This window comes from Comamonas avium (assembly GCF_014836675.1).
Classification (GTDB): Bacteria; Pseudomonadota; Gammaproteobacteria; order Burkholderiales; family Burkholderiaceae_C; genus Comamonas; species Comamonas avium.
The window spans coordinates 259,699-281,257 of sequence record NZ_JACSQK010000001.1 but is presented as its reverse complement, the minus strand read 5'-3'; the positions used below and the strand labels follow the sequence as shown (position 1 = coordinate 281,257).

At 56.4% G+C, this 21,559-nt stretch carries 18 protein-coding genes; 2 read left to right on the top strand and 16 right to left on the bottom strand.

Going from position 1 to position 21,559, the window contains the following annotated elements; all coding sequences use genetic code 11:
* Positions 1 to 131: 131 nt before the first annotated feature.
* From typA to H9646_RS01205, 8 genes are all read right to left on the bottom strand, one after another.
* Complete coding sequence (gene typA, locus H9646_RS01240) at positions 132 to 1,958, bottom strand: translational GTPase TypA (protein ID WP_191721510.1); 1,827 nt, start codon at positions 1,956 to 1,958, stop codon at positions 132 to 134.
* Positions 1,955 to 2,947: a tRNA pseudouridine(55) synthase TruB gene (truB, locus tag H9646_RS01235; protein WP_191721509.1), complete on the bottom strand. Its 993-nt coding sequence runs from the start codon at positions 2,945 to 2,947 to the stop codon at positions 1,955 to 1,957. The genes typA and truB overlap by 4 nt, the downstream gene beginning before the upstream one ends.
* A 3-nt stretch (positions 2,948 to 2,950) precedes the next feature.
* Positions 2,951 to 3,328, bottom strand: a complete 378-nt coding sequence (gene rbfA, locus H9646_RS01230) for a 30S ribosome-binding factor RbfA (RefSeq protein ID WP_191721508.1) — start codon at positions 3,326 to 3,328, stop codon at positions 2,951 to 2,953.
* Positions 3,329 to 3,420: 92 nt separating this feature from the next.
* Positions 3,421 to 6,273 (bottom strand): translation initiation factor IF-2, encoded by a 2,853-nt coding sequence (gene infB / locus H9646_RS01225; RefSeq protein WP_191721507.1) that lies wholly within the window; start codon positions 6,271 to 6,273, stop codon positions 3,421 to 3,423.
* Positions 6,274 to 6,297: 24 nt separating this feature from the next.
* Positions 6,298 to 7,785 (bottom strand): transcription termination factor NusA, encoded by a 1,488-nt coding sequence (gene nusA / locus H9646_RS01220; RefSeq protein WP_191721506.1) that lies wholly within the window; start codon positions 7,783 to 7,785, stop codon positions 6,298 to 6,300.
* A 76-nt stretch (positions 7,786 to 7,861) separates the two neighbouring features.
* Positions 7,862 to 8,440 (bottom strand): ribosome maturation factor RimP, encoded by a 579-nt coding sequence (rimP, locus tag H9646_RS01215; RefSeq protein WP_191721505.1) that lies wholly within the window; start codon positions 8,438 to 8,440, stop codon positions 7,862 to 7,864.
* 197 nt (positions 8,441 to 8,637) lie between these two features.
* Complete coding sequence (locus H9646_RS01210; RefSeq protein ID WP_225213946.1) at positions 8,638 to 9,024, bottom strand: thioredoxin family protein; 387 nt, start codon at positions 9,022 to 9,024, stop codon at positions 8,638 to 8,640.
* Positions 9,025 to 9,243: 219 nt separating this feature from the next.
* Positions 9,244 to 9,411 carry a hypothetical protein gene (locus tag H9646_RS01205; protein ID WP_191721504.1) on the bottom strand — a complete coding sequence of 56 codons (168 nt, stop codon included), beginning with the start codon at positions 9,409 to 9,411 and terminating at the stop codon, positions 9,244 to 9,246.
* A 274-nt stretch (positions 9,412 to 9,685) separates the two neighbouring features.
* On the opposite strand from H9646_RS01205, the gene H9646_RS01200 reads away from it, so the two are divergent.
* On the top strand, positions 9,686 to 10,408 hold the full coding sequence (locus H9646_RS01200; RefSeq protein ID WP_191721503.1) for a lipocalin family protein: 723 nt from the start codon (positions 9,686 to 9,688) through the stop codon (positions 10,406 to 10,408).
* A gap of 268 nt (positions 10,409 to 10,676) precedes the next feature.
* Here the strand turns inward: H9646_RS01200 and H9646_RS01195 are convergent, their stop codons facing one another.
* The 5 genes from H9646_RS01195 to H9646_RS01175 form a co-directional block, all read right to left on the bottom strand.
* Positions 10,677 to 11,132, bottom strand: a complete 456-nt coding sequence (locus H9646_RS01195) for an RcnB family protein (RefSeq protein WP_225213912.1) — start codon at positions 11,130 to 11,132, stop codon at positions 10,677 to 10,679.
* 133 nt (positions 11,133 to 11,265) lie between these two features.
* Positions 11,266 to 12,879, bottom strand: coding sequence for an ABC transporter ATP-binding protein (locus H9646_RS01190; RefSeq protein ID WP_191721502.1), 1,614 nt, complete (start codon positions 12,877 to 12,879; stop codon positions 11,266 to 11,268).
* Positions 12,879 to 13,958 (bottom strand): ABC transporter permease, encoded by a 1,080-nt coding sequence (locus H9646_RS01185; protein WP_225213945.1) that lies wholly within the window; start codon positions 13,956 to 13,958, stop codon positions 12,879 to 12,881. Before H9646_RS01185 ends, H9646_RS01190 begins: the two co-directional genes overlap by 1 nt.
* Before the next feature lie 38 nt (positions 13,959 to 13,996).
* Positions 13,997 to 15,025 (bottom strand): microcin C ABC transporter permease YejB, encoded by a 1,029-nt coding sequence (locus tag H9646_RS01180; RefSeq protein WP_191721500.1) that lies wholly within the window; start codon positions 15,023 to 15,025, stop codon positions 13,997 to 13,999.
* Positions 15,026 to 15,027: 2 nt separating this feature from the next.
* On the bottom strand, positions 15,028 to 16,875 hold the full coding sequence (locus tag H9646_RS01175) for an extracellular solute-binding protein (RefSeq protein ID WP_191721499.1): 1,848 nt from the start codon (positions 16,873 to 16,875) through the stop codon (positions 15,028 to 15,030).
* 97 nt (positions 16,876 to 16,972) lie between these two features.
* Here H9646_RS01175 and fabI point away from each other — a divergent pair, with 97 nt between their 5' ends.
* Entirely contained in the window at positions 16,973 to 17,773 is an 801-nt protein-coding gene (gene fabI / locus H9646_RS01170) for an enoyl-ACP reductase FabI (protein WP_191721498.1), read from the top strand.
* A 152-nt stretch (positions 17,774 to 17,925) separates the two neighbouring features.
* Here the strand turns inward: fabI and H9646_RS01165 are convergent, their stop codons facing one another.
* From H9646_RS01165 to H9646_RS01155, 3 genes are all read right to left on the bottom strand, one after another.
* Positions 17,926 to 20,298, bottom strand: a complete 2,373-nt coding sequence (locus H9646_RS01165) for a DNA polymerase II (RefSeq protein WP_191721497.1) — start codon at positions 20,296 to 20,298, stop codon at positions 17,926 to 17,928.
* A gap of 120 nt (positions 20,299 to 20,418) precedes the next feature.
* Positions 20,419 to 20,892 (bottom strand): GNAT family N-acetyltransferase, encoded by a 474-nt coding sequence (locus H9646_RS01160; protein WP_191721496.1) that lies wholly within the window; start codon positions 20,890 to 20,892, stop codon positions 20,419 to 20,421.
* A gap of 171 nt (positions 20,893 to 21,063) precedes the next feature.
* Positions 21,064 to 21,540, bottom strand: coding sequence for a GNAT family N-acetyltransferase (locus tag H9646_RS01155; RefSeq protein ID WP_191721495.1), 477 nt, complete (start codon positions 21,538 to 21,540; stop codon positions 21,064 to 21,066).
* Positions 21,541 to 21,559 lie beyond the last annotated feature (19 nt).

Below are 21,559 nucleotides of genomic sequence, written 5' to 3'. Positions count from 1 at the left end.
CTGTCTCCAACAAAGTGAGCACGATACCGCAAGCGTCACTTTTGTTTTGTCACTCTGGCTGCATTTGACTACCAGCCATACGTAAAAAAAGGCCGCACAAGGCGGCCTTTTGAAAGCACACTGAACGCGGCTTAGTTGTCGCGCTGAGCACGCTTGCGCTCATGCTCCTTCAGGAATCGCTTGCGCACGCGCAGGCTGGTAGGAGTGATTTCCAGCAGCTCGTCGTCTTCAATAAAATCAACGCCGTATTCCAGCGACAGCTGAATAGGAGGAGTGATCTTGATCGCGTCTTCCTTGCCAGATACACGGAAGTTGGTCAGCTGCTTGGTACGCGTGGCGTTGACGATCAGATCGTTGTCACGGCTGTGGATACCAATGATCATGCCTTCGTACACGGGGTCGTTGGCCTTCACAAACATGCGACCGCGGTCGTCCAGCTTGCCCAGAGCGTAGGTGAAGATTTCACCATCGTCCATGGAGATCAGCACGCCGTTCTTGCGGCCACCGATGTCACCCTTATGGGGTTCGTAGCTGTCAAAGATGTTGGCGATCAGGCCGGAACCACGTGTCATGTTCATGAACTCGTTGGTAAAGCCGATCAGGCCACGGGCAGGAATACGGTATTCCAGACGGACGCGACCGCGGCCATCGGGTTCCATGTTCACCAGTTCACCCTTGCGCTCGCCCAGGGCTTGCATCACGCTGCCTTGATGGCCTTCTTCGATGTCCGCAGTCACCAGCTCGATAGGCTCGTGCTTGACACCGTCGATGTCCTTGAACACCACGCGGGGCTTGGACACGGCCAGCTCGTAGCCTTCACGGCGCATTTCTTCGATCAAGATGGTCAGGTGCAATTCGCCACGGCCCATCACTTCAAAGATACCGTCTTCGCCGGTTTCCTTGACGCGCAGAGCCACGTTGGAGCGCAGTTCCTTTTGCAGACGGTCCCAGATTTGACGGCTGGTCACGTACTTGCCTTCGCGGCCCGCCAAAGGCGAGTTGTTCACGCAGAAGTTCATAGTCAGTGTCGGCTCGTCAATCTTGAGCATCGGCAGAGGCTGAGGATTGGCGGGATCAGTGATGGTTTCACCGATACCGATGTTTTCGATACCGTTGATCAGCACGATTTCCGAAGGGCCGGCTTCAGTGGCTTGCACGCGGTCGATACCCTGGAACTTGTGGATCTGGTTGATCTTGCCGTTGTAAGCCTTGCCATCAGGACCGGCCATCACTTGCACATTCTGGCCAACCTTCAAGGTACCCTGAGTGATACGGCCCACAGCGATACGGCCCACAAACGTGGAGTAGTCCAGCGCAGACACTTGCAACTGCAAAGGTGCAGTGGCATCGCCTTGTACGAAAGGCACGTGCTCCAAGATGGTGTCAAACAGGGCCGACATGTCTTCGCCCCACTTTTCACCTGGTACGCCTTCTACTTTGGAAGACCAGCCGTTGATGCCCGATGCGTACACCACGGGGAAGTCCAGCTGCTCGTCAGTAGCGCCCAGCTTGTCAAACAGGTCAAACGCAGCGTTCACCACCTTGTCGGGGTTGGCACCGGGCTTGTCCACCTTGTTGACCACCACGATAGGCTTCAGACCCAGGGCCAGAGCCTTCTTGGTCACGAAACGCGTTTGGGGCATGGGGCCTTCTTGCGCATCGATCAGCAGCACCACACCGTCCACCATGGACAGAGCGCGCTCAACTTCACCACCGAAGTCCGCGTGACCGGGTGTGTCAAGAATGTTGATGTGGGTATCGTTCCACGATACGGCACAGTTCTTCGCCAAAATCGTAATGCCACGCTCACGTTCAATGGCGTGGTTGTCCATGACGGTGTCGACCACTTTTTCGTGCTCGGCAAAAGTGCCCGATTGGCGCAGCAGTTGGTCAACCATTGTGGTCTTGCCATGGTCAACGTGCGCGATGATGGCGATGTTGCGGATTTGTTTGCTCATACGATTTCCAAAATGCCGCGGTCTTGTGGGCGCGGCGTGCCTTCCAAAATTTGTTGAATTTCTAGGGGGCTGAGCAGGCGATCAGGAATCAGCTCCCCACTTGTGATGTGCCCCACACCCAGCAAGGCGCGTGGTTCATCCCCATAAACTGCGACAGCCTCGGCATCGGGCCAATCGCCGCGGCGACGCAAACCAGTCAGAAACCGGCCGCTTTCACTCGCATCCAGCGTCACGCGCGTATGGGCATGCAGCAGACAATCTGCCGGCTGCACCACGCTCATGCGCTCTTCTTCGGGCATGGCGATCAAGGCATCCAAAGTGATGCAACGATCGACACCAATGCCGCCCGTGTCTGTACGGCGCAGCGAACGCAGGTGTGCGCCACAACCGAGCGCCTCCCCCACATCCTCTGCCAGCGTACGAATGTAAGTGCCCTTGCTGCAGGTGACTGTCAGCTCAAGGGCATCCAAACCGTCCGCATCCTTGCACAAAACAATGTCCAGTGCATGAATAGTTACATTGCGCGCAGGACGCTCAATTTCAATACCTGCGCGCGCATATTCATACAGCGCCTTGCCATCTTTCTTGAGGGCGCTGTACATAGGCGGCACTTGCTGGATAGGGCCCGTAAAGCGAGCCTGCACCTGCGCCAGCAGCGCTGGCGTGATGGCTGACATATCCACCACCCGCTCACGCAGCACTTCACCTTCTGCATCTGCAGTGGTAGTAGTCTGGCCTAAGCGGGCAACAGCAATATAGGTCTTGGCAGCTTCCAGCTGCAACTGGCTGAACTTGGTGGCAGCCCCAAAACACAGCGGCAACACGCCGGTGGCAAGGGGATCCAAAGTGCCAGTGTGGCCGGCCTTTTCCGCACGCAATAACCACTTCACTTTCTGTAAAGCGTCATTGCTGGAAAGACCCAGCGGTTTATCGAGCAGCAACACCCCATGCACAGGGCGCCGCTGCACCCTGGTGCGAGTGGCGTTCATTGCTTAGCCTTCTTCAGGGCCGCGTGACGCCACAGCCTTGGCAATCAAGGCGTTCATGTCAGCAGCACGCTCTGAGGTGCGGTCGTAGACGAAGTGCAAAGTAGGAACGGTGTGGATGTGCAAACGCTTGAACAAGCCATTGCGCAGGAAGCCTGCAGCTTGGTTCAACGCCTTTTGCGACTCATCCGGGTCACCGATCAGCAAGCTGAAAAACACTTTGGCGTGCGCATAGTCGGGCGTCACTTCAACGCCTTGCAGTGTGACCATGCCAACACGCGGGTCCTTCAACTCGCGGGCGATCAGCTCCGACAGATCACGCTGGATCTGGTCAGAAACTTTGAAGCTGCGGTTAGGCGCAGCAGATTTACGTTTAGGTGGCATTAAAAATTATGAGCTAGTAGCGCTAGTCAGAGAAGGGTTTGAAAGCCTTTCGACCTTCAAACCCTTTATTCATCAGCGCTGAAAGCTATGGTTTACAGCGTACGTGCAATTTCCTTGATTTCGAAAACTTCCAGCACGTCGTTTTCGCGGATGTCGTTGTAGTTGCGCAGCTTGATACCGCACTCGAAGCCTTCCTTGACTTCCTTGACATCGTCCTTCAGGCGGCGCAGCGATTCGATCTCACCCGTGTAGATAACCACGTTGTCGCGCAGCAAACGGAAGTGTGCGTTGCGGACCACATGGCCCTGGGTGATGTAGGAACCAGCGATCGTACCGATCTTGGTTGCCACGAACACAGTGCGGATCTCGGCCATACCGATGATCTCTTCGCGCTTTTCAGGAGCCAGCATGCCGGACATGGCGGACTTCACTTCATCTACGGCATCGTAAATGATGTTGTAGTAGCGCAGATCCACGTCGTTGCTTTCGGCCGTCTTACGAGCCTGGGCGTCAGCACGCACGTTAAAGCCGATGATGATGGCCTTGGAAGCCAGCGCCAGGTTGACGTCGGACTCGGAGATACCACCCACGCCAGAGTACACGATCTGTACCTTGACTTCGTCGGTCGACAGCTTGAGCAGCGATGTTGCCAACGCTTCTTGCGAGCCTTGTACGTCGGCCTTGATGATCAAAGGCAGAGTCTGCACGTTGCCAGAAGTCATGTCCGAGAACATGTTCTCCAGCTTGGCAGCTTGCTGCTTGGCCAACTTGGTGTGACGGAACTTGCCTGCACGGTAAGTCGCGATTTCGCGGGCACGGCGCTCATCGGCCATGACCATGAAGTCGTCACCGGCCAAAGGCACGTCGGACAGACCCTGGATTTCCACAGGAATCGAAGGACCAGCTTCCTTGGTCTGCTTGCCGTCTTCGTCCAGCATGGCACGCACGCGGCCATAGGTTTGACCAGCCAGCACCACGTCACCGACCTTCAGCGTACCGGATTGCACCAGCACTGTAGCGACCGGGCCGCGACCCTTATCCAGCTGAGCCTCAATCACCAGACCCTTGGCAGCTGCGTCCACTGCAGCCTTGAGCTCCAGCACTTCAGCTTGCAGCAGCACTTGCTCGAGCAATGCGTCAACGCCAGCGCCGGTCTTGGACGACACAGAGATGAACGGAGAATCACCACCGTACTCTTCTGGCACGACCTCTTCGACCACCAGCTCTTGCTTGACCTTCTCAGGGTTCGCTTCAGGCTTGTCAGACTTGGTAATGGCAACCACGATCGGCACACCAGCAGCCTTGGCGTGCTTGATGGCTTCCTTGGTCTGAGGCATCACGCCGTCATCAGCCGCACAGACCAAAATTACGATGTCGGTGGACTTGGCACCTCGGGCACGCATAGCGGTAAACGCTTCGTGGCCCGGAGTATCCAGGAACGTCACCATACCGCGGTCAGTCGTCACATGGTATGCACCAATGTGCTGGGTAATACCACCCGCTTCGCCGGTTGCCACTTTGCTGCGACGAATGTAATCGAGCAGCGAAGTCTTGCCGTGGTCAACGTGGCCCATGACTGTAACGACAGGAGCACGCGACACCAGCTCGCCGGTGTACTTGGAAGTATCTTCCTCGCTGAAGGCTTCTGGAGAATCCAGTGCAGCGATCTTGGCGGTGTGGCCCATTTCTTCCACCACGATCATGGCGGTGTCCTGGTCCAAAGGCTGGTTGATGGTGACCATCTGGCCCATCTTCATCAGCACCTTGATCAGCTCGGACGCCTTCACCGCCATCTTGTGAGCCAATTCGGCCACAGTGATGGTTTCTGGCACCGAGATTTCCAGCGCGCGGAATTCCTGCTGCTGCTGTTGCTGCTGGTGATCGTTGCGGTCATTGCCACGACGGCCACCACGAGGGCCACCGCGCCAGCTGGAGCGATTACCCACGCCACCCGAGCTGTCGCCACGGGTCTTGATTTCCTTCTTCTTGCCATTGGCGTCGTTCGACCAAGTCGAAGACAACTTGGAAGACTTGACTTCCTTGTCCTTCGCGCCGCCGCGGCCAGGTGCAGCCGTTGCTGCGCCTGCAGCAGGCTTGGCATCCTTGGAAGCGGTGGTCTTCTTGGCATCAGCAGCCGCAGCTGGAGCAACAACCTTCTTGGGCTCTTCAGGCTTCTTGGCAACCAGCACCTTCTTAGGTGCAGCCATCATGGCGCGAATAGCTTCTGCTTCTTGCAAAGCCTTGCGACGACGATCTTCCAGATCCTTGGCGCGAGCAGCTTCTTCAGCCTGGCGCTGACGGGATTCTTCATCGGCCTTGGCACGCGCATCAGCTTGTGCTTTGGCACGTGCTTCAGCAAAAGCTGCATTACCTGCAGCAGCTTCCTTTTGCGCTTCCTTGGCTTGGCGAGCCTTGGCGGCTTCGGCGGCTGCGTAAGCAGCAGCGCGCTCTTCCGCTTCGCGCTCTTTGCGCACACGGTCTTCGCGTTCTTCACGCTCATGGCGCGTTTGCGCTAATTCAACTTCTTCTTGGCTAATCATCTCTGCTTGCTTGCGGACTTCTTCCTCGCGGCGCACCAGCTCTTGGGAAGCCTGTGCAGCTTGCGCAGAACGGGCAGCAGCTTCGGCAACTACCTCGGGGGCATCGTCACGTTTGATGAAAGTACGTTTTTTGCGCACTTCCACTTGAATGGTGCGGGCTCTGCCAGTGGCATCGGCCTGCTTGATCTCGCTGGTCGACTTTTTCGTCAGCGTGATCTTCTTTTTGCCGTCGCCTTCAGAGCCATGGCTGGCCTTGAGGTGCGACAACAGCATTTGCTTGTCCGTTTCGGTCAAGGCATCAGTGCCAGAGCTCTTTGCCACACCAGCGGCATTGAGTTGTTCCAGCAGAGTCTCAGGGGATTTTTTAAGTTCGCTAGCGAACTCAGCAACAGTGTTCAAAGACATACTCCGTTCGATCCTCCCTGACCCTTATTCCTGACCGTCGGTGAACCAATGTTCACGCGCCTTCATGATCAAAGCCTTGGCTTCGTCATCAGTTTGACCGGTCAATTCGGTCAGTTCATCGATGGCCAAATCGGCCAAGTCATCACGAGTCAACACTCCGCCAGCAGCCAATTTGGCCACCAACTCAGGTGTCAGACCTTCCAAGTCACGCAACTCTTGCGAGACTTCGCTGACGCTTTCTTCTTGAGCAATTTCCATGGTCAGCAACGCATCCTTGGCACGGGCGCGCAGCTCAGTCACGGTTTCCTCATCAAAAGCTTCAATTCCCAGCATCTCGGACAAGGGCACATAGGCCACTTCTTCCAAGCTGCTAAAACCTTCATCTACCAAGATGCCAGCGAACTCTTCGTCCACATCCAGCTTCTCCATAAACAGCTTGCGAGCACCATCGGTCTCTTCAGCTTGCTTCTGGGCAGATTCTGCTGCATCCATGATGTTGATCTTCCAGCCTGTCAGATCGGACGCCAAGCGCACATTCTGACCGCCGCGACCAATGGCGATGGCAAGATTTTCTTCATCTACCACCACATCCATGGCGTGTTTCTCTTCATCTACAACGATGGATGAAACATTGGCAGGCGCCAAAGCACCGATCACAAACTGCGCAGGGTCTTCCGACCACAGCACGATGTCTACGCGCTCGCCCGCCAACTCTGTGGTTACAGCGTTCACTCGGGTGCCGCGTACGCCCACGCAGGTTCCGATTGGATCCACGCGCTTATCGTGCGAAACAACTGCGATCTTGGCACGACTGCCGGGATCGCGTGCGCAGCTCTTGATTTCCAGTAAACCTTGCTCGATTTCTGGTACTTCGTTGCGAAACAGCTCAATCATGAACTCAGGGGCCGAACGCGACAGCACGATAGGTGCGCCACGCAGGGTCAAGTCCACTTCCATGATCATGGCGCGCACACGGTCACCGTTGCGCAGATTTTCCTTGGGGATCATCTCGCTGCGGCGCAGGCGGCCTTCAACACGGCCGGATTCGACAATGATGTCGCCCTTGTCCATGCGCTTGACGGTGCCGGTGAAAATCTTTTCGCCACGTGCCATGAATTCGTTGAGCAGCATTTCGCGCTCTGCGTCACGAATTTTTTGCAAGATTACTTGCTTGGCAGTCATCGCACCGATACGCCCGATTGGCAACGACTCGATTTGCTCTTCAATGAACTCACCGACCTGAATACCTGGAACGCGGTCTTCCGCATCCATCAGCATTTCTTCAGCCTCGGGGTTTTGCAGACCGGCATCATCAGGCACCACCACCCAGCGGCGGAAGGTGTCGTAATCGCCGCTGTCGCGATCAATCGCAACGCGAATATCCGCTTCGCCTTCGTACAGCTTTTTGGTAGCTTGCGCCAAAGCCAACTCAACGGCGCCAAACACCACATCGCGTTCTACGTTCTTTTCGCGCGAAATGGCCTCAACCAACATCAACAGTTCGCGGTTCATGCGATGACTCTCCTAATTTCAATTCTTTCAAGCGGTGGCACCAGCTTGGGCACCCATCTAGCTCATGTGCTCTATCTCAAGCGGGCTTAGCGCCACGCCCCTTGAAACTCACCACGGGCGCCAAACGCGCCTCTCGCAGCTCTTGCAGCGTAAAGCCCATTGCCTGTAACGGCGCAGGTTCACGCTTTTTGCTCACTTTCGCACCGGGCTTGCGCGGCGGCTCGTCACTCCAGACGATTTGCCAGCCACCCGATTCAGCACGCTCGAGCGTGCCGCGGAATTTCTTACGATTTGCATTCACCACACCACCACCAGCTGCACCAATGGCTTCCTTGAGGGTGATATCGATTTCTGCGCCAGCGAAACGAACAAAGTCCTGTTCATTGCGCAGGGGGCGATCGATGCCCGGAGAAGACACTTCCAGACGCGTGTAATCAACACCGTCGACTTCCAGCGCAAATTGCAGTTGTCGTGTGACTTTTTCGCAATCCTCTACGGTCACGAAAGCCTCAGGAACAGGATCCGCACCTTCTTGCGGCGCCTGCCAAGGCAAGTCAACGGTGACACGAAGCAATCCGCCAGCGGAACGCTCGATCTCCACCAGGTCGTAGCCCAGACCCGTTACGATTTGTTCAACAATTTGCTGTAGTGCCACGTGCTCAGTTCAATCCCGGAAGTACAAAAAACCCGATAACCATCCTGCAATTGCTTGCTGGCGGCTTCGAGCTCCAAATGCAAGCGACCAAAAAAAAGGGCGGTTAATACCCGCCCGTTTGGTCGTGAATGTTCTATTGTATCCGCAAAGCATTGATTCGCAATGTCAAGCAGCCGGATTTCCTGCAGCAATCATTGCTATTGCGCTGCAATCCGTTGCCACAGTGGTACAGCTTCAGAGGGCATGCCAGAAGCTTCCTGCGGGGCCTGCAGCAAAGAGGTCAACAACCGCTCCAGCACTTTCACCTGGGGCAGCACAGGCCCAAAAAACAGCGGTTGCGCGCCCTGTCCAATCAGCAATGTGGGAAATGTCTCTACATCGACATCGCCCATTATTTCTTCCTGGTCCTCTACATCCACCCAGGAAAAGCGGATTTGGGGAAATTTTTCCTGAATCGCCAAAAACTCAGGCTCGTACTGGCGACACACACCACACCACGCAGCACACAGGCACACCACCCGCCAGGGTGCGCCATCCTGTGCCGTCACTGGCTGCATGGTATCTGAGGGCTTGTCACAGTACATCTTCAACTTGGCTCCACAACCCTCACAGGGGCAGCATCATGGCTTTAAAGCCATGCATCCTAACGACAACCAACCCGCACACCGTTTCTTTTTTCCGAAAGCAGAGCAAAGCAGGCAACTTTGCCCACTTCGCATCATCCATAAAAAAAGCCCCAGACAGGGCCTGAGGCTTTCTTGGTCAGATTTGGGCAACGGGTTACCCAAACATGCATCGATGGATTAACCCGAGTGAGGGCGCTTGCCGGCGTTCTTCTTGCTGCGAGTGTGCGAACCACGCTCCAAGCTCGAGCGCTGGCCACGGCCTTGTGGCAACAAAGTTACGCCGTTAGGGGCAACAGGACGGGGTGTGCGCTTGCGGTCAGCTTCAGTAACGATCTTATTGCCCATGGCAATCTCTCCAGTTGAGGTTTCAGTAAACCCGTTATTTTTCCACACACTGCAAGGCAACGTGACGGCGGGATTCAAAAAATTGTCTCACATCTGGGCATTCCTCTCTTTTTACTGCCATTTTTGGGCATGCGCACCACAAGCTCAGCACATCAGCACACGGATTTACGGACGTGACCTACACCGGTGCAAGCCTTCTGCTACAAATACTGTGTGCATTCGAGCGCACCCACAAAGTGCCTGTTTCTGCGTTTTTTGCCACAGGATCATGCCCATGTCTTTCTTTGACCGTTCTTGCAAGGCCAACATCCACTGCACTTGCCACAAGTGCAAGACCTCCAACAAATTACACAATACGGTGCAAAGCCTCAAAACGGCTCTGCACCCTACTATCGCCCCCCCAGCTTCGCCATCTAGCCGCTCGGGTGTGACGGTAGGCAATGCCGTGCTGTGCACGATTGGCCTGGCAGCACTGGCGGGAGCCACCATCTATGCAACGCGTAACCCGCGCATTCCAGAGGGTATTGAGCCTGTCGACGGCTTCAACTTAGACCGCTATCTGGGCAAATGGTACGAAGTGGCCCGCATTGAGCACAGTTTTGAAAAAGGCCTGCAGCGCACGCAAGCGGAGTACAACCTCAACCCCAACGGCAGCATCCAGGTCATCAACCGCGGCTACGACCCCAAGCGCGGAGAGTGGAAAATTTCTCACGGCAAAGCCCACCCGACGATTGCGCCGGATATTGCAGCCCTCAAAGTGTCGTTCTTTGGCCCGTTTTATGGCGGCTACAACGTTGTAGCGCTGGATGATAATTACCAATGGGCCATGGTGATTGGCTCCAGCCTGGACTATTTCTGGATTCTCTCGCGCCAGCCATCACTGCCAGACGGCGTGGAAGAGCGGCTGCTACACCAAGCGCAATCACTAGGCATCGACACCCAGAAAGTGCTGTGGGTGCACCAGGACGGCGTCAATCCAACAGGCAGCTACAAATAAATAAGCTATCAGCGCCTATGCACTGGCGTTTTTAGATTGTTTTATATCTAAGTTCATTACCAGTCGTACGTTGACTGCTATAAAAACAAAGAACCGATGCAAAAGGAATCGGTTCTTTGTTTTACAGAGCGATAACTTCGCTCTGCTCACACCCTGTCGAACCCGGGGCAGACACTCAAAAGCAAGCGCTTTTGAGCCTCCACACACATACCGCGTGTCTGCCAAAGGCCCCTGCCCACACGCACGCACGTGCGCGCATGGATAGCTGTCAATAACCCAGAACCAGCTGCGCAATCACACCCGTGGCCACAGCCACCAGCAGATAGTCGCCGCCGTATTGCACCCACTGCTGACCACGCGCAGGACGCTTGAGGCCGTGGGCGTGCCAGTTATTGACCACATAGTGGGATGAGCGGTATTGCAGCGGCACGCGGCTACCCTTGACCCAGTTGTGCTGCGGGCCTGCACCCATGCGTTTGGCCTGCCCGGGAGGCATTCCATGCGGATGCGCTTGGTGCGGCTGCACGCCAGGGCGATACGCAGGAGCGGCAGGCTTTGCAGGCCGGTGCGCTTGCTGGCCCTTATGGGCGCCATGCGAAGGGCGCTGAGAAGCCCCTTGGCCTTGCCAGTCACCGCCGCCATGGCGTGGCTGGGCGACGGCGGAGAAGGAGGATGCAGCCACGACCAGTGCGGTCATAGCTGCAGTCACGTATTGCTTGTTCATAGCGACCCCTTTCGTGGGTAATTGCTGACGACTCCAATACTAGGCACGCCAAGCAACAGTCAGCCCAACACCTTGTAAAGATGCGGCAAAACATGCAACGCAGCATGCACTGCCTACTGCACAGCCAAGCGACCTAAAAGGTTGCTGTAACCAGTTGCCGGGTGTAGGGGTGCTGAGGCTGCCCCAGTACAGCATCGACCGTGCCCTGCTCCACGACCTCGCCGTTTTTCATCACCAAGACGTCGTGCGCCATGGCGCGAATCACCTCCATATCGTGCGTAATCAGCAGATAGCTCAGCCCCAGCTCGCGCTGCAGACGCTGCAACAAACCCAGCACCTGCTTTTGGATCGTCACATCCAGCGCGCTGGTAGGCTCATCGAGCACCAAAATTTTGGGGCGCAAGATCAAAGCTCGCGCCACCGCCAAACGCTGGCGCTGCCCCCCCGAAAACTCATGCGGGTAACGCTGCAGCAAACCGGGGAACTGCTGCTCACTCAAGCCTACGCTCAGCAGCACGGACAGCACTTGTTCACGCCGCCCTGCTTCACTGATGTCAGGGGCGTGCACGCGCAGGCCTTCGCCCACAATTTCTTCCACCGTCATGCGCGGCGAAAGCGATGAAAACGGATCTTGAAAAACAACCTGCACCTGGCGGCGCAGTGCCTGGTTGGCAGGTGTATTGCGCATGGCGGGCTGTTGCCAGTTTTTGCCACTGATGTGCAATTCACCATGGCTGGGCAACAACCCCAGAATGGCTTGCGCCAAGGTGGATTTTCCTGAGCCGGACTCTCCGACAACACCCAGCGTCTGCCCTTCTCGCAAGCACAGTTGCGCACCCTGTACTGCGACAAACTCACCCTTGCCAAACCAGCCCTTGATGCCTGCCAGCGGTACGGGATAGCTCACACGCAACTGACTGGCCTGCACCACTGGCCTGGCCCCGGGATGGGTCTGCAGTACATCCCGCACAGGCTGGCTGTGCAGCAGTTTGTGTGTATAGGCATGTTTAGGGTAATCAAAAAGTGCCGTCACTGGCCCTTGCTCTACCAATACACCATGCTCCATCACGGCCGCACGATCGGCAAAGCGGCGCACCAGTGGCAAGTCGTGCGTGATCAGCAAAATTGCCATGCCCGTCTGACGCTGCAGATCACTGAGCAGCTCCAGCACCTGCATGCGCAGCGTGACATCCAGTGCCGTGGTGGGCTCGTCTGCCAGCAGCAATTTCGGTTTGGACGCGAGCGCCATCGCAATCATGGCGCGCTGACGCTGCCCACCGCTGAGCTGGTGCGGATAGCTTTGTGCGCGGCGTTCAGGCTCTGGTATGCCTGTGGTCGCCAGCAACTCCACAGCCTGCTTCCATGCCTGCTGCTTGCTCAGCGCCTCTTTGAGCTGCAGCACCTCTGCCACTTGAACCCCCACCGTCATCAGCGGGTTCAGCGCTGTCATGGGCTCCTGAAAGATCATGGCCACATCACCGCCACGCACTGCACGCATTTCTCGCTCAGTCAGTGAGAGCAGATTCCTCCCATTGAGCAAGACTTGGCCGCTGATATGTGCGTCTTCCGCAAGCCGCAGCAAACTCAAAGCTGTGATGGTCTTGCCAGAGCCGGATTCGCCTACCAAAGCCAGTTTCTCTCCAGGATGCACATCAAAGCTCACCCCCTGCACCACCGTCTTGCGGCCAAAGCGCACCTTCAGGTCACGCACAGACAGCAGTGGCAGCTTGTCATCGGCCGCTTGCATCACACACCCCCCTTGGCATCGGTCACTTGCGCTTTGCGTGGGTCCAGCGCATCGCGCAGGGCATCGCCCATAAAGGTCAGCAGCAGCAGCGTCATGACCAGCACAGCAAATGTGCCCAGCGAAATCCACCATGCATCAATGCTGTTCTTACCCTGGCTCAGCAGCTCGCCCAAGCTGGGCGTTCCAGGGGGCACACCCAGCCCCAGAAAGTCCAGCGATGTCAGCGCCAAGATGGCGGCGCTCATGCGAAACGGCAAAAATGTGACGACCGGTGTCAGGCTGTTGGGCAAGATGTGTCGCCAGATAATTTGCCCATTGGGCACGCCCAGGGCGCGTGCAGCCTTGACATAGTCCAGCTGGCGATTGCGCAGAAATTCGGCCCGGACATAGTCAGACAGCCCCATCCAGCCAAACAGGCTGAGCAGCACCAGCAACAAGCTGATGCTGGGCGCCAGCACGGCACTGAAGATGATGAGCAGGTACAGCTCTGGCATGGAGCCCCAGATTTCAATGAACCGCTGAAAGGCCAAATCAGTCTTGCCCCCAAAAAAGCCTTGAATCGCGCCCGTCACTACCCCCAGCAGCACCCCAACAAAAGTCAGAGCCAGCGCAAACAGCACACTTACGCGAAAGCCATACAGCAGCTGTGCCAGCAAATCACGCCCCCGGTCATCGGTGCCCAGCCAGTTAGCGGCTGATGGCGGGGCAGGATTTGGGGCCTGGGCGAAATAATTGATCGTTGCCTCCCCATAGCGATTGAGAGGAAACAGCGCCCAGTTGCTGCCCTTGTGCAACTGCTCTGTGATGTAGGGGTCGAGGTAGTCCGTGGTCGTTTCAAAGTCGCCGCCGAACACTGTCTCAGGATAGTCTTTGAGCAGCGGGAAATAGGTTTGCCCTTCATAGTGCACGATGAGCGGCTTGTCGTTGCTCACCACCTCAGCGCACAGACTGAGAACCACAATCACGCAAAACAAAATGAGGCTGTAAAAACCCAGCCTATTGCGCTTAAAGCGCTGCCATGCCCTGCGCCCCGGTGAGACAGAGCGTGGTGCCACGGTGGGCAAAGACTCAATAAACATAGCTGCCTGCACAGACGGTGTTTGGATTGGAGCCATATTCAATCAAATTTAACGCGTGGATCGACCCACACGTAGCACAGGTCGCTGATGAGTTTGGTCACCAGTCCGATCAAGGTAAACAGATAGAGCGATCCCAGCACCACGGGGTAATCGCGGCGAATCACACTCTCGTAGCTCAGCAGACCCAGACCGTCCAGTGAGAACAGCGTTTCAATCAACAGCGACCCGGCAAAGAACGCCCCAATGAACGCGGCCGGAAAGCCCGTGATGATGGGAATCAGCGCATTGCGAAATACGTGTTTCCACAGCACCTGCCGCTTGCTCAAGCCTTTGGCGCGCGCAGTCAGCACATATTGCTTGCGAATTTCTTCCAGGAAAGCGTTCTTGGTGAGCATGGCCGTCACCGCAAAGCTGCCCGCCACCATGGCAGTTACCGGCAGCGCAATGTGCCACAGGTAATCCACCACCTTGCCCATGGCACTGAGTTCGTCGAAGTTGGCCGAAGTCAGCCCACGCAGCGGAAACCACTGCAACTGCCCGCCAAAAATCACCAGCAGCGCCACGCCCAGCACAAAGCCTGGAATGGCGTAGCCAATCAAGATCAGCAGCGTGGTCACCAAATCAAAACGCGACCCTGCACGCACCGCTTTGGCCACGCCCAGCGGCACCGCAACCAGATAGCTGATGAAAAACGTCCACAACCCCAAGCTGATGGACACAGGCAGCTTTTCCACAATCAGTGCCCAGACGGGTTTGTTCTGAAAAAAACTGGTGCCCAGATCGAATTGGGCAAACTGGCGCAGCATTTGAAAGAACCGCTCGTGCGCCGGCTTATCAAACCCGTACAAGGCCTTGATTTGCTCGATACGCTGTGGATCCACCCCCTGCGCACCCCGGTAAGCCATGCCCCCGCCTTCAGCACCTCCACCCACCCCTGCTTTGGCCTCGGCCAGATACTGCTCGACAGGGCCACCGGGAACGAACTGGATGACCACAAAAGTCAGGAGCAGCACCCCCATCAACGTGGGCACCATTAAAAGAATGCGTTTGAAAATGTAGGCCAGCATGTCTATTGCGCCTGTTCTTTCAAGACCACCGGGGCCGTTTCTGCCGTCAAGGGGGGCATGCGTGCCCACCACGTGTCGATCACCCAGTTTTCACCATTGGAGTACGGAGGAATCACCTGCGGGTGCTCCAGACGCCACTGGTTATAGGCCATGCGGTGCGTGCTGGACGACCATTGCGGAATCAGATAGTGCCCATGGGCAATCGCTCGCTCCAGTGCATGGCAGGCAGGCAGCAACTGCGCCTCAGTCTTGGACGACACCATGGCCTGAACGAACGCATCCACCGCCTTGCTCTTCACACCGGGGAAATTGCCCGAATCTTCCTGATCGGCTGATGCGCTGCCAAACAAGTCGGCAAACTCCTGCCCCGGGTTGTTGGTGCCCTGGTAGGCAATGGATGTGATATCAAAGTCAAACTTCTGCAAACGCTGCTGGTACAGCGCATAGTCCACGGCGCGGAAATTGAGCTGTATGCCCAGCTTTTGCAAATTGCGCTGCCATGACGCTACGGTGCGCTGGCCCACTTCACTGCTGTCCAAGTACTCCAGCTCCATGGCCTGGCCGGCGCTGTTGCGCAGCACACCGCCTTGCACTGTCCAGCCCGCTGCAGCCAGCAAGCCCTTGGCTTTGCGCAGGTTCTCGCGCAGGCTGCTATCGCCATCCGTACGTGGCGCAACCGTCATGGGGCCAAAAGCACCAGGGGGCAGCACATCGCCCCAAGGCTGCATCAGCTCCAGCTCGGCAGCGCTGGGTAGCCCTGTGGTCTGGCACAAGGTATTGCCAAAAATACCATTTACGCGCTGGTAAGCGCCGTAAAACATCTGGCGATTCATCCATTCATAGTCCAGCGCCAGGCCCAGCGCTTCGCGCACACGCACGTCTTGCAAAAAAGGACGGCGAGCATTGAGCACATAGCTTTGAAAGCCAGTGGGCTGCTTGTGCGCGAACTCGCCTTTGACCAGTTCGCCAGATTTGAACTTGCGCCCATCCACACGCCGCGCCCAGTCGCCCGCGCTGTAAAAACGCATCAAATCAAACTCCCCCGCCTTCAGCGCTTCTAGTCTGGCGGTGTTGTCCTTGTAAATTTTGACGTTGATACGGTCAAAGTTGATCGTGCCACGGCGCACAGGCAAATCTTTGGCCCAGTAATGCGCATCACGCACGTAGGTAATGTCTTTGCCAAAGCTCACTGGGCCAATTTTGTAGGGGCCACTGCCAATCGGGGTGTCCATTACCACCTCGCTGAAAGGCTTGCCTGCACCCCACGCCCGGCTGAAGATGGGCAGACTACCCACGGTCAGTGGCAGTTCACGATTGGGCGCTCGAAAAGTAAAGCGCACCGTGCGGTTGTCCATCACCTCACAAGCCACGACTTCAGCCAGCATGGTTTTGTAGGCGGGCGAGGTGTGTGGCCCCATCAACGTGGCAAAGCTGTGCCGCACATCTTGGGCCAGAACCGGTGTGCCGTCGTGAAAACGGGCTTGGCGGCGCAGGCGAAAGGTGGCAGACATGCCATCAGCGGCCACCGTCACGTCTTCTGCCAGCAGGCCATAACCTGTCGCTGTTTCATCCATGCTGCCGGTCAGCAAGGTATCAAACATCAAGTTGGACAAATAAGCGGGTGCATTGCCTTTGATGGTGAACGGGTTGTATTTATCGAAGGTTGAAACCCGCAGGTTGCTGACCAGCCGCAACTCCCCGCCTTTGGGGGCGTCAGGGTTGACATAGCCAAAGTGTGCAAAGTCCTGCGCGTACTTGGGCTGTCCCCACAAAGCATAGGCGTAGCCAGCCCAAGTCGGGGCAACCGTAGTGGCTCCTGCGAGCAAGAAACAAAACTTCCAAAAGCGCATGCGACAATTCTGCACCACTGCGGCCCGCCGCCCTGTGTTTTTTGCGTTGTACAAAACCTGCGGCTGGCCTTCACTGAATTTCCTAAGGAGAAGAACAATGGGTTTTCTGACCGGCAAGAAGCTGCTGATCACTGGCGTGCTGTCCAACCGCTCCATCGCTTACGGTATTGCCAAGGCTTGCCATGAGCAAGGCGCTGAACTGGCTTTTAGCTACGTGGGCGAGCGTTTCAAGGACCGCATCACCGATTTCGCGGCTGAATTCAATTCGACCCTGATTTTTGACTGCGACGTCGCCGACGACGCACAGATTGAAGCCATGTTCAAGGGCCTGGGCGATGCCTGGGGCAAGTTTGACGGCTTTGTGCACTCCATCGGTTTCGCGCCGCGTGAAGCCATTGCAGGCAATTTCCTGGAAGGTCTGAGCCGCGAAGCTTTCCAGATCGCCCACGACATCAGCGCCTACAGCTTCCCCGCAATGGCCAAGGCGGCTCTGCCTTACCTGAACGACAAGTCGTCACTGCTGACACTGTCGTACCTGGGCGCACTGCGCTCCATTCCCAACTACAACACCATGGGGCTGGCCAAGGCATCGCTGGAAGCTTCGGTGCGCTACCTGGCTGAAGCCGTGGGCCGCACCGCAGATGGCCGCGCCATCCGCGCCAACGGTATTTCTGCTGGCCCCATCAAGACCTTGGCTGCTTCGGGCATCAAGGACTTTGGCAAGTTGCTGGGCCGCGTGGCCGATGCATCGCCACTGCGCCGCAATGTCACCATTGAAGATGTCGGCAACGTAGCAGCTTTCATGCTGTCAGACCTGGCTTCTGGCGTAACCGCCGAGATCACCTATGTAGACGGTGGCTTCAGCCAGACTGCGGGCCTGTCAGCCGATCAGGTGTAAGCCGCAGTCGCTTGAGACAACGCCCCGTACTTCGCTGATACCTCATGCCTTATCAATCGATTGGGCATGAGTGATTGATCATCGATTGCTGCTAGCTTTGATTTTTTAAAGCTGACACATTCGATGTGGACCGATCAGGGGCAATCCATTCGCTAAAAGAGATTTTTTTGGGGCGACGTCAACGCTGTAAAGCTGTCGCCCAGCGGCACCAAGATGGCATCTGCAATTGGCTGAAGCTGCTTTGTCAGATAGTGATCGTAGTCAATTGGTGAACTGCGAGCCTCCAGTGGCTCGGGGCCGTTTTGGGTCATGACGTATCGGATCCAGCCCCCGTTTTGATACTGTGCGGGCCGCCCCAGACGTACGTTGTATGCATCAGCAATGCGGGCTGCCCTCACTTGCGGGGGCACATTCGTCACATAGGCATCGAGTCTGTGTCGCAGGCGCTTTCTATAGATCAGCGAATCAACCTTATGACCAGCCAGAGTGGAATGCACGTACTCGGCTATGTATTGTTGATAAGGGGTTCCTTGAAAAACGCGTGAAAGCAAGCCCTCCTGGAATTGGCGAGCCAAAGGTGTCCAGTCGCTTCGCGCCATCTCCAGACCACGAAAAACCATCGCTTCCTTGCCCTCTTCATCGCTGCACAGGCCCGCATACCTCTTCTTGCTGCCAATATCCGAGCCCCGGATTGTCGGCATGAAGAACTTCTTGTAATGCGTGTCGAACTCGATTTCAAGAAAACTCTCCAAGCCCTGCTCTTGCATCAAAGTCTGCGACCACCACGCATTGATATCGCTGACAAGGTCAGCCGCTACAGCGCGTGCCTGCTCGTCAGTATGGCTACGTCTTAGCCAGATAAAAATAGAGTCCGTGTCACCGTAAATCGCCTGGTAGCCTCGCTTTTCTACAAAGTCACGGGTGACCTTCACCATCTCATGGCCGCGCAAGGTGATCGCAGAAATTAACCTGGGGTTAAAGAAGCGGCACTCTGATGCCCCCAGCACCCCGGCAAAAGAATTCATCACCAGCTTCAGCGCCTGCGACAAAGGCTCGTTTTTATTGCGTTTAGCCTCATCACGTGCCTGCCAAAGCGTAGTCACAATCCCCGGCAAGCAATGCTTATCCCTTGAGAACAGGGTATCCATCGGCCCCTTGACAGGTTTCCCAGGCTCACTTGCACGTGAGCCTTCGACAAGACCCACCGGGTCCACAAGGTAGGTTCGAATAATGGAGGGGTAGAGACTTTTGTAGTCCAGAACCAAAACTGAATCGTAGAAGCCGGGTTTGGAATCCATGACATAGCCACCCGGAGACGACTTGCCCTGAATCTCCCCCACATTGGGTGCTACATAGCCCAAGCGGTGCATGCGCGGCAGGTAGTGGTGGCTGAAAGCGGCGATAGATCCACCAAAATGGTCGAGCTGCAAACCTGTCGTATGTGCACGCTCCATGGCAAAAGGCAGCAAATTCGCTTTCTCGAAAATGCGCAGAACCAGCTCGCAATCGCGGATGTTGTAAACGGCGAGAGCAGGCTTGTCCTCCTGATAGCGCCGCTCGATTTCTGCCATCTTGTCGTACTCATCGCCAATGTCCTTACCCTCGCCAAGGAGTTGCTGCGAGACATTTTCAAGACTGAAAGAGGGAAAGCTCCAAATCGCGGCTCTGAGCGCTTCGATGCCGTCAATGACTACCCGGCCTGGCATGGGGGCGAAGAGATATTCCTGTTTGCCAGGATGGGTACGCCATGCGATAGGTTGGCGCTCGCGCCCTAATAAAAGGGGTGTTTGCGCATCATCTGCTGTTTTTTGCAAAACACGCAGGTCAAACTGAACAACGTTCCACCCGATGATGACGTCAGGGTCATTGCGCTCAAACCATTCGTTGAGAGACTCAATCATCGCTTTACGGCTTGAGTAATAGCGCAACGCAAAGTTGGTGGATTCAACAGGCTCGCAGGGCTGCTCACCAAGCATGAAAACGACGCGCTCCGCCATGCCATCCAGCGCAATGGAATAAAGCTCCTGGTGCTGGCTGGTTTCGATATCCAGCGAAACGACTTTCAAATGTGGCCTGTAATCCGGTGCAGGCAGGAGCTTGCAGTCGACGCACACGGAGTTTTCTAGCCGCCCTCCTTGAATCGTCACACTCGCAGTGATGAAACGCTCCATCAGATAGCGTTCATGCGGGCGCACATCGGCTTCAAGCAAAGCAACCCCCTGGCGCTGAAGTGCGCGTGCCAGCCGCCCCAGTTGACGGAATTTTTTGGAGTACACCCCCAGAACTGGCTCTTGCTGAAAGCTCTTGAGCCCCAGCTCACGCAACGTCACATCCGGCATGCTAAAGAGCTGTGCCTGCACCACAGCTTTGTGTCTGGCCTCTACAAATGCTACGGACGTCTGCCCTGTCAGCAGGACTTTCAAGGGGCCTGCCTGCGTGGCCAGCCAGTACTCGACTTCGGTACCCGCTGCCGTATCTCGCCAGTTGCGGGTCAGGATGAATCCTTGGAGTTGTTGGGTGAGCACGAGCGCAAAGGGGAAAAAGTTAGAGATGGCTCAAAGGATCGAGCATGGACAGCCTGTGGCCGGTCAAACGGGAATATCCACGCCTTGTTCTTGCATGGCCGTCTCGATCGGTCGTCAGATTTACCGCTCTTTGAGGTTCAGTCCAAGATACCGAGTCCCCGGCACAGGATTGAAACTTACGGGCGCCGCATCTGCAAACCCCAGCGACTCGTAAAGCCGCTGCGCTGCCTGAAACTCGGGCAGCACATCCAGGCAGATGCGGGCGTAGCCAGCCTGCCGCGCAGACTCCAAAATACCCTCCACCAATCGGCGCCCCAGGCTTTCACCACGCACTGCAGGCCGCACATAGACGCGCTTCATCTCTGCCACTTGGGCATCTACACGACGCAGCGCAGCGCATCCCACGGGCTGACCGTTCTTCCAAGCCAGCAGAACACAGCCTTCGGGTGCAGCGTATTTTCCTGGCAAGGATGCGAACTCGGATTCAAAGTCTTGAAAGTCCAAGTTGGCGGCGGGACTGGCCACATACTCCCGGAAAATGCAGAGCACCGAGTCAAGATCATCAGGGAAACGGGCAAAGCGGATATCTGTCATGGCAGTCAATGGTGCAGGCACCAATCCAAGTGTGGGGTAGCGTTGCGGCAAGCATAAGGCAGGGTGTCAGGCCATCGGCGTAAAGCCACAGAGCAATCATTGGCAGAAGTATTCAGACTTCGGACTGTGATGCAGGCCGGGCCAGCAAACAGCATGGCATCTGCGCCCCGCCTATCTCTGAGTATCCAGGTCGTAAGTGACCCATGAGGTCAACTGGGCAAGCTTATCGTAGAGGTGGCGTGCCTGGGTATTGGCATCCGAAGTGACCCAGCGCACCAGGGGCCAGCCTCGTTCGCGCGCAATGGCATCGATGTTCATCATCAAACACTGCCCGATGCCCAGGCCTCTGTGATCGTGCAAAACGAAAAGGTCATCGAGGTACCCCACTTCCTGGGCCATCAGTGGCTCCGGGCATGCACGAAAGTGAGCCAATCCAGTCAGGCGCTGCCCTGCAGACTCAGCGACGAGCCCTTCCAACGGATGCATAGGGTCTAAAAGCCACGACCAAGTGCGCTCCAATATTGCATCGCTCATGGGCACACCATAAAAGTGCGCGTACTGGCGGTAAAGATGCATCCATTGCGTTTGATCGTGTGGTTGCACTTGCCGCACCTGGACACCCTCCACCACTGGGTCACAAATATTCATAACGCCTCCTTTGCTGTAT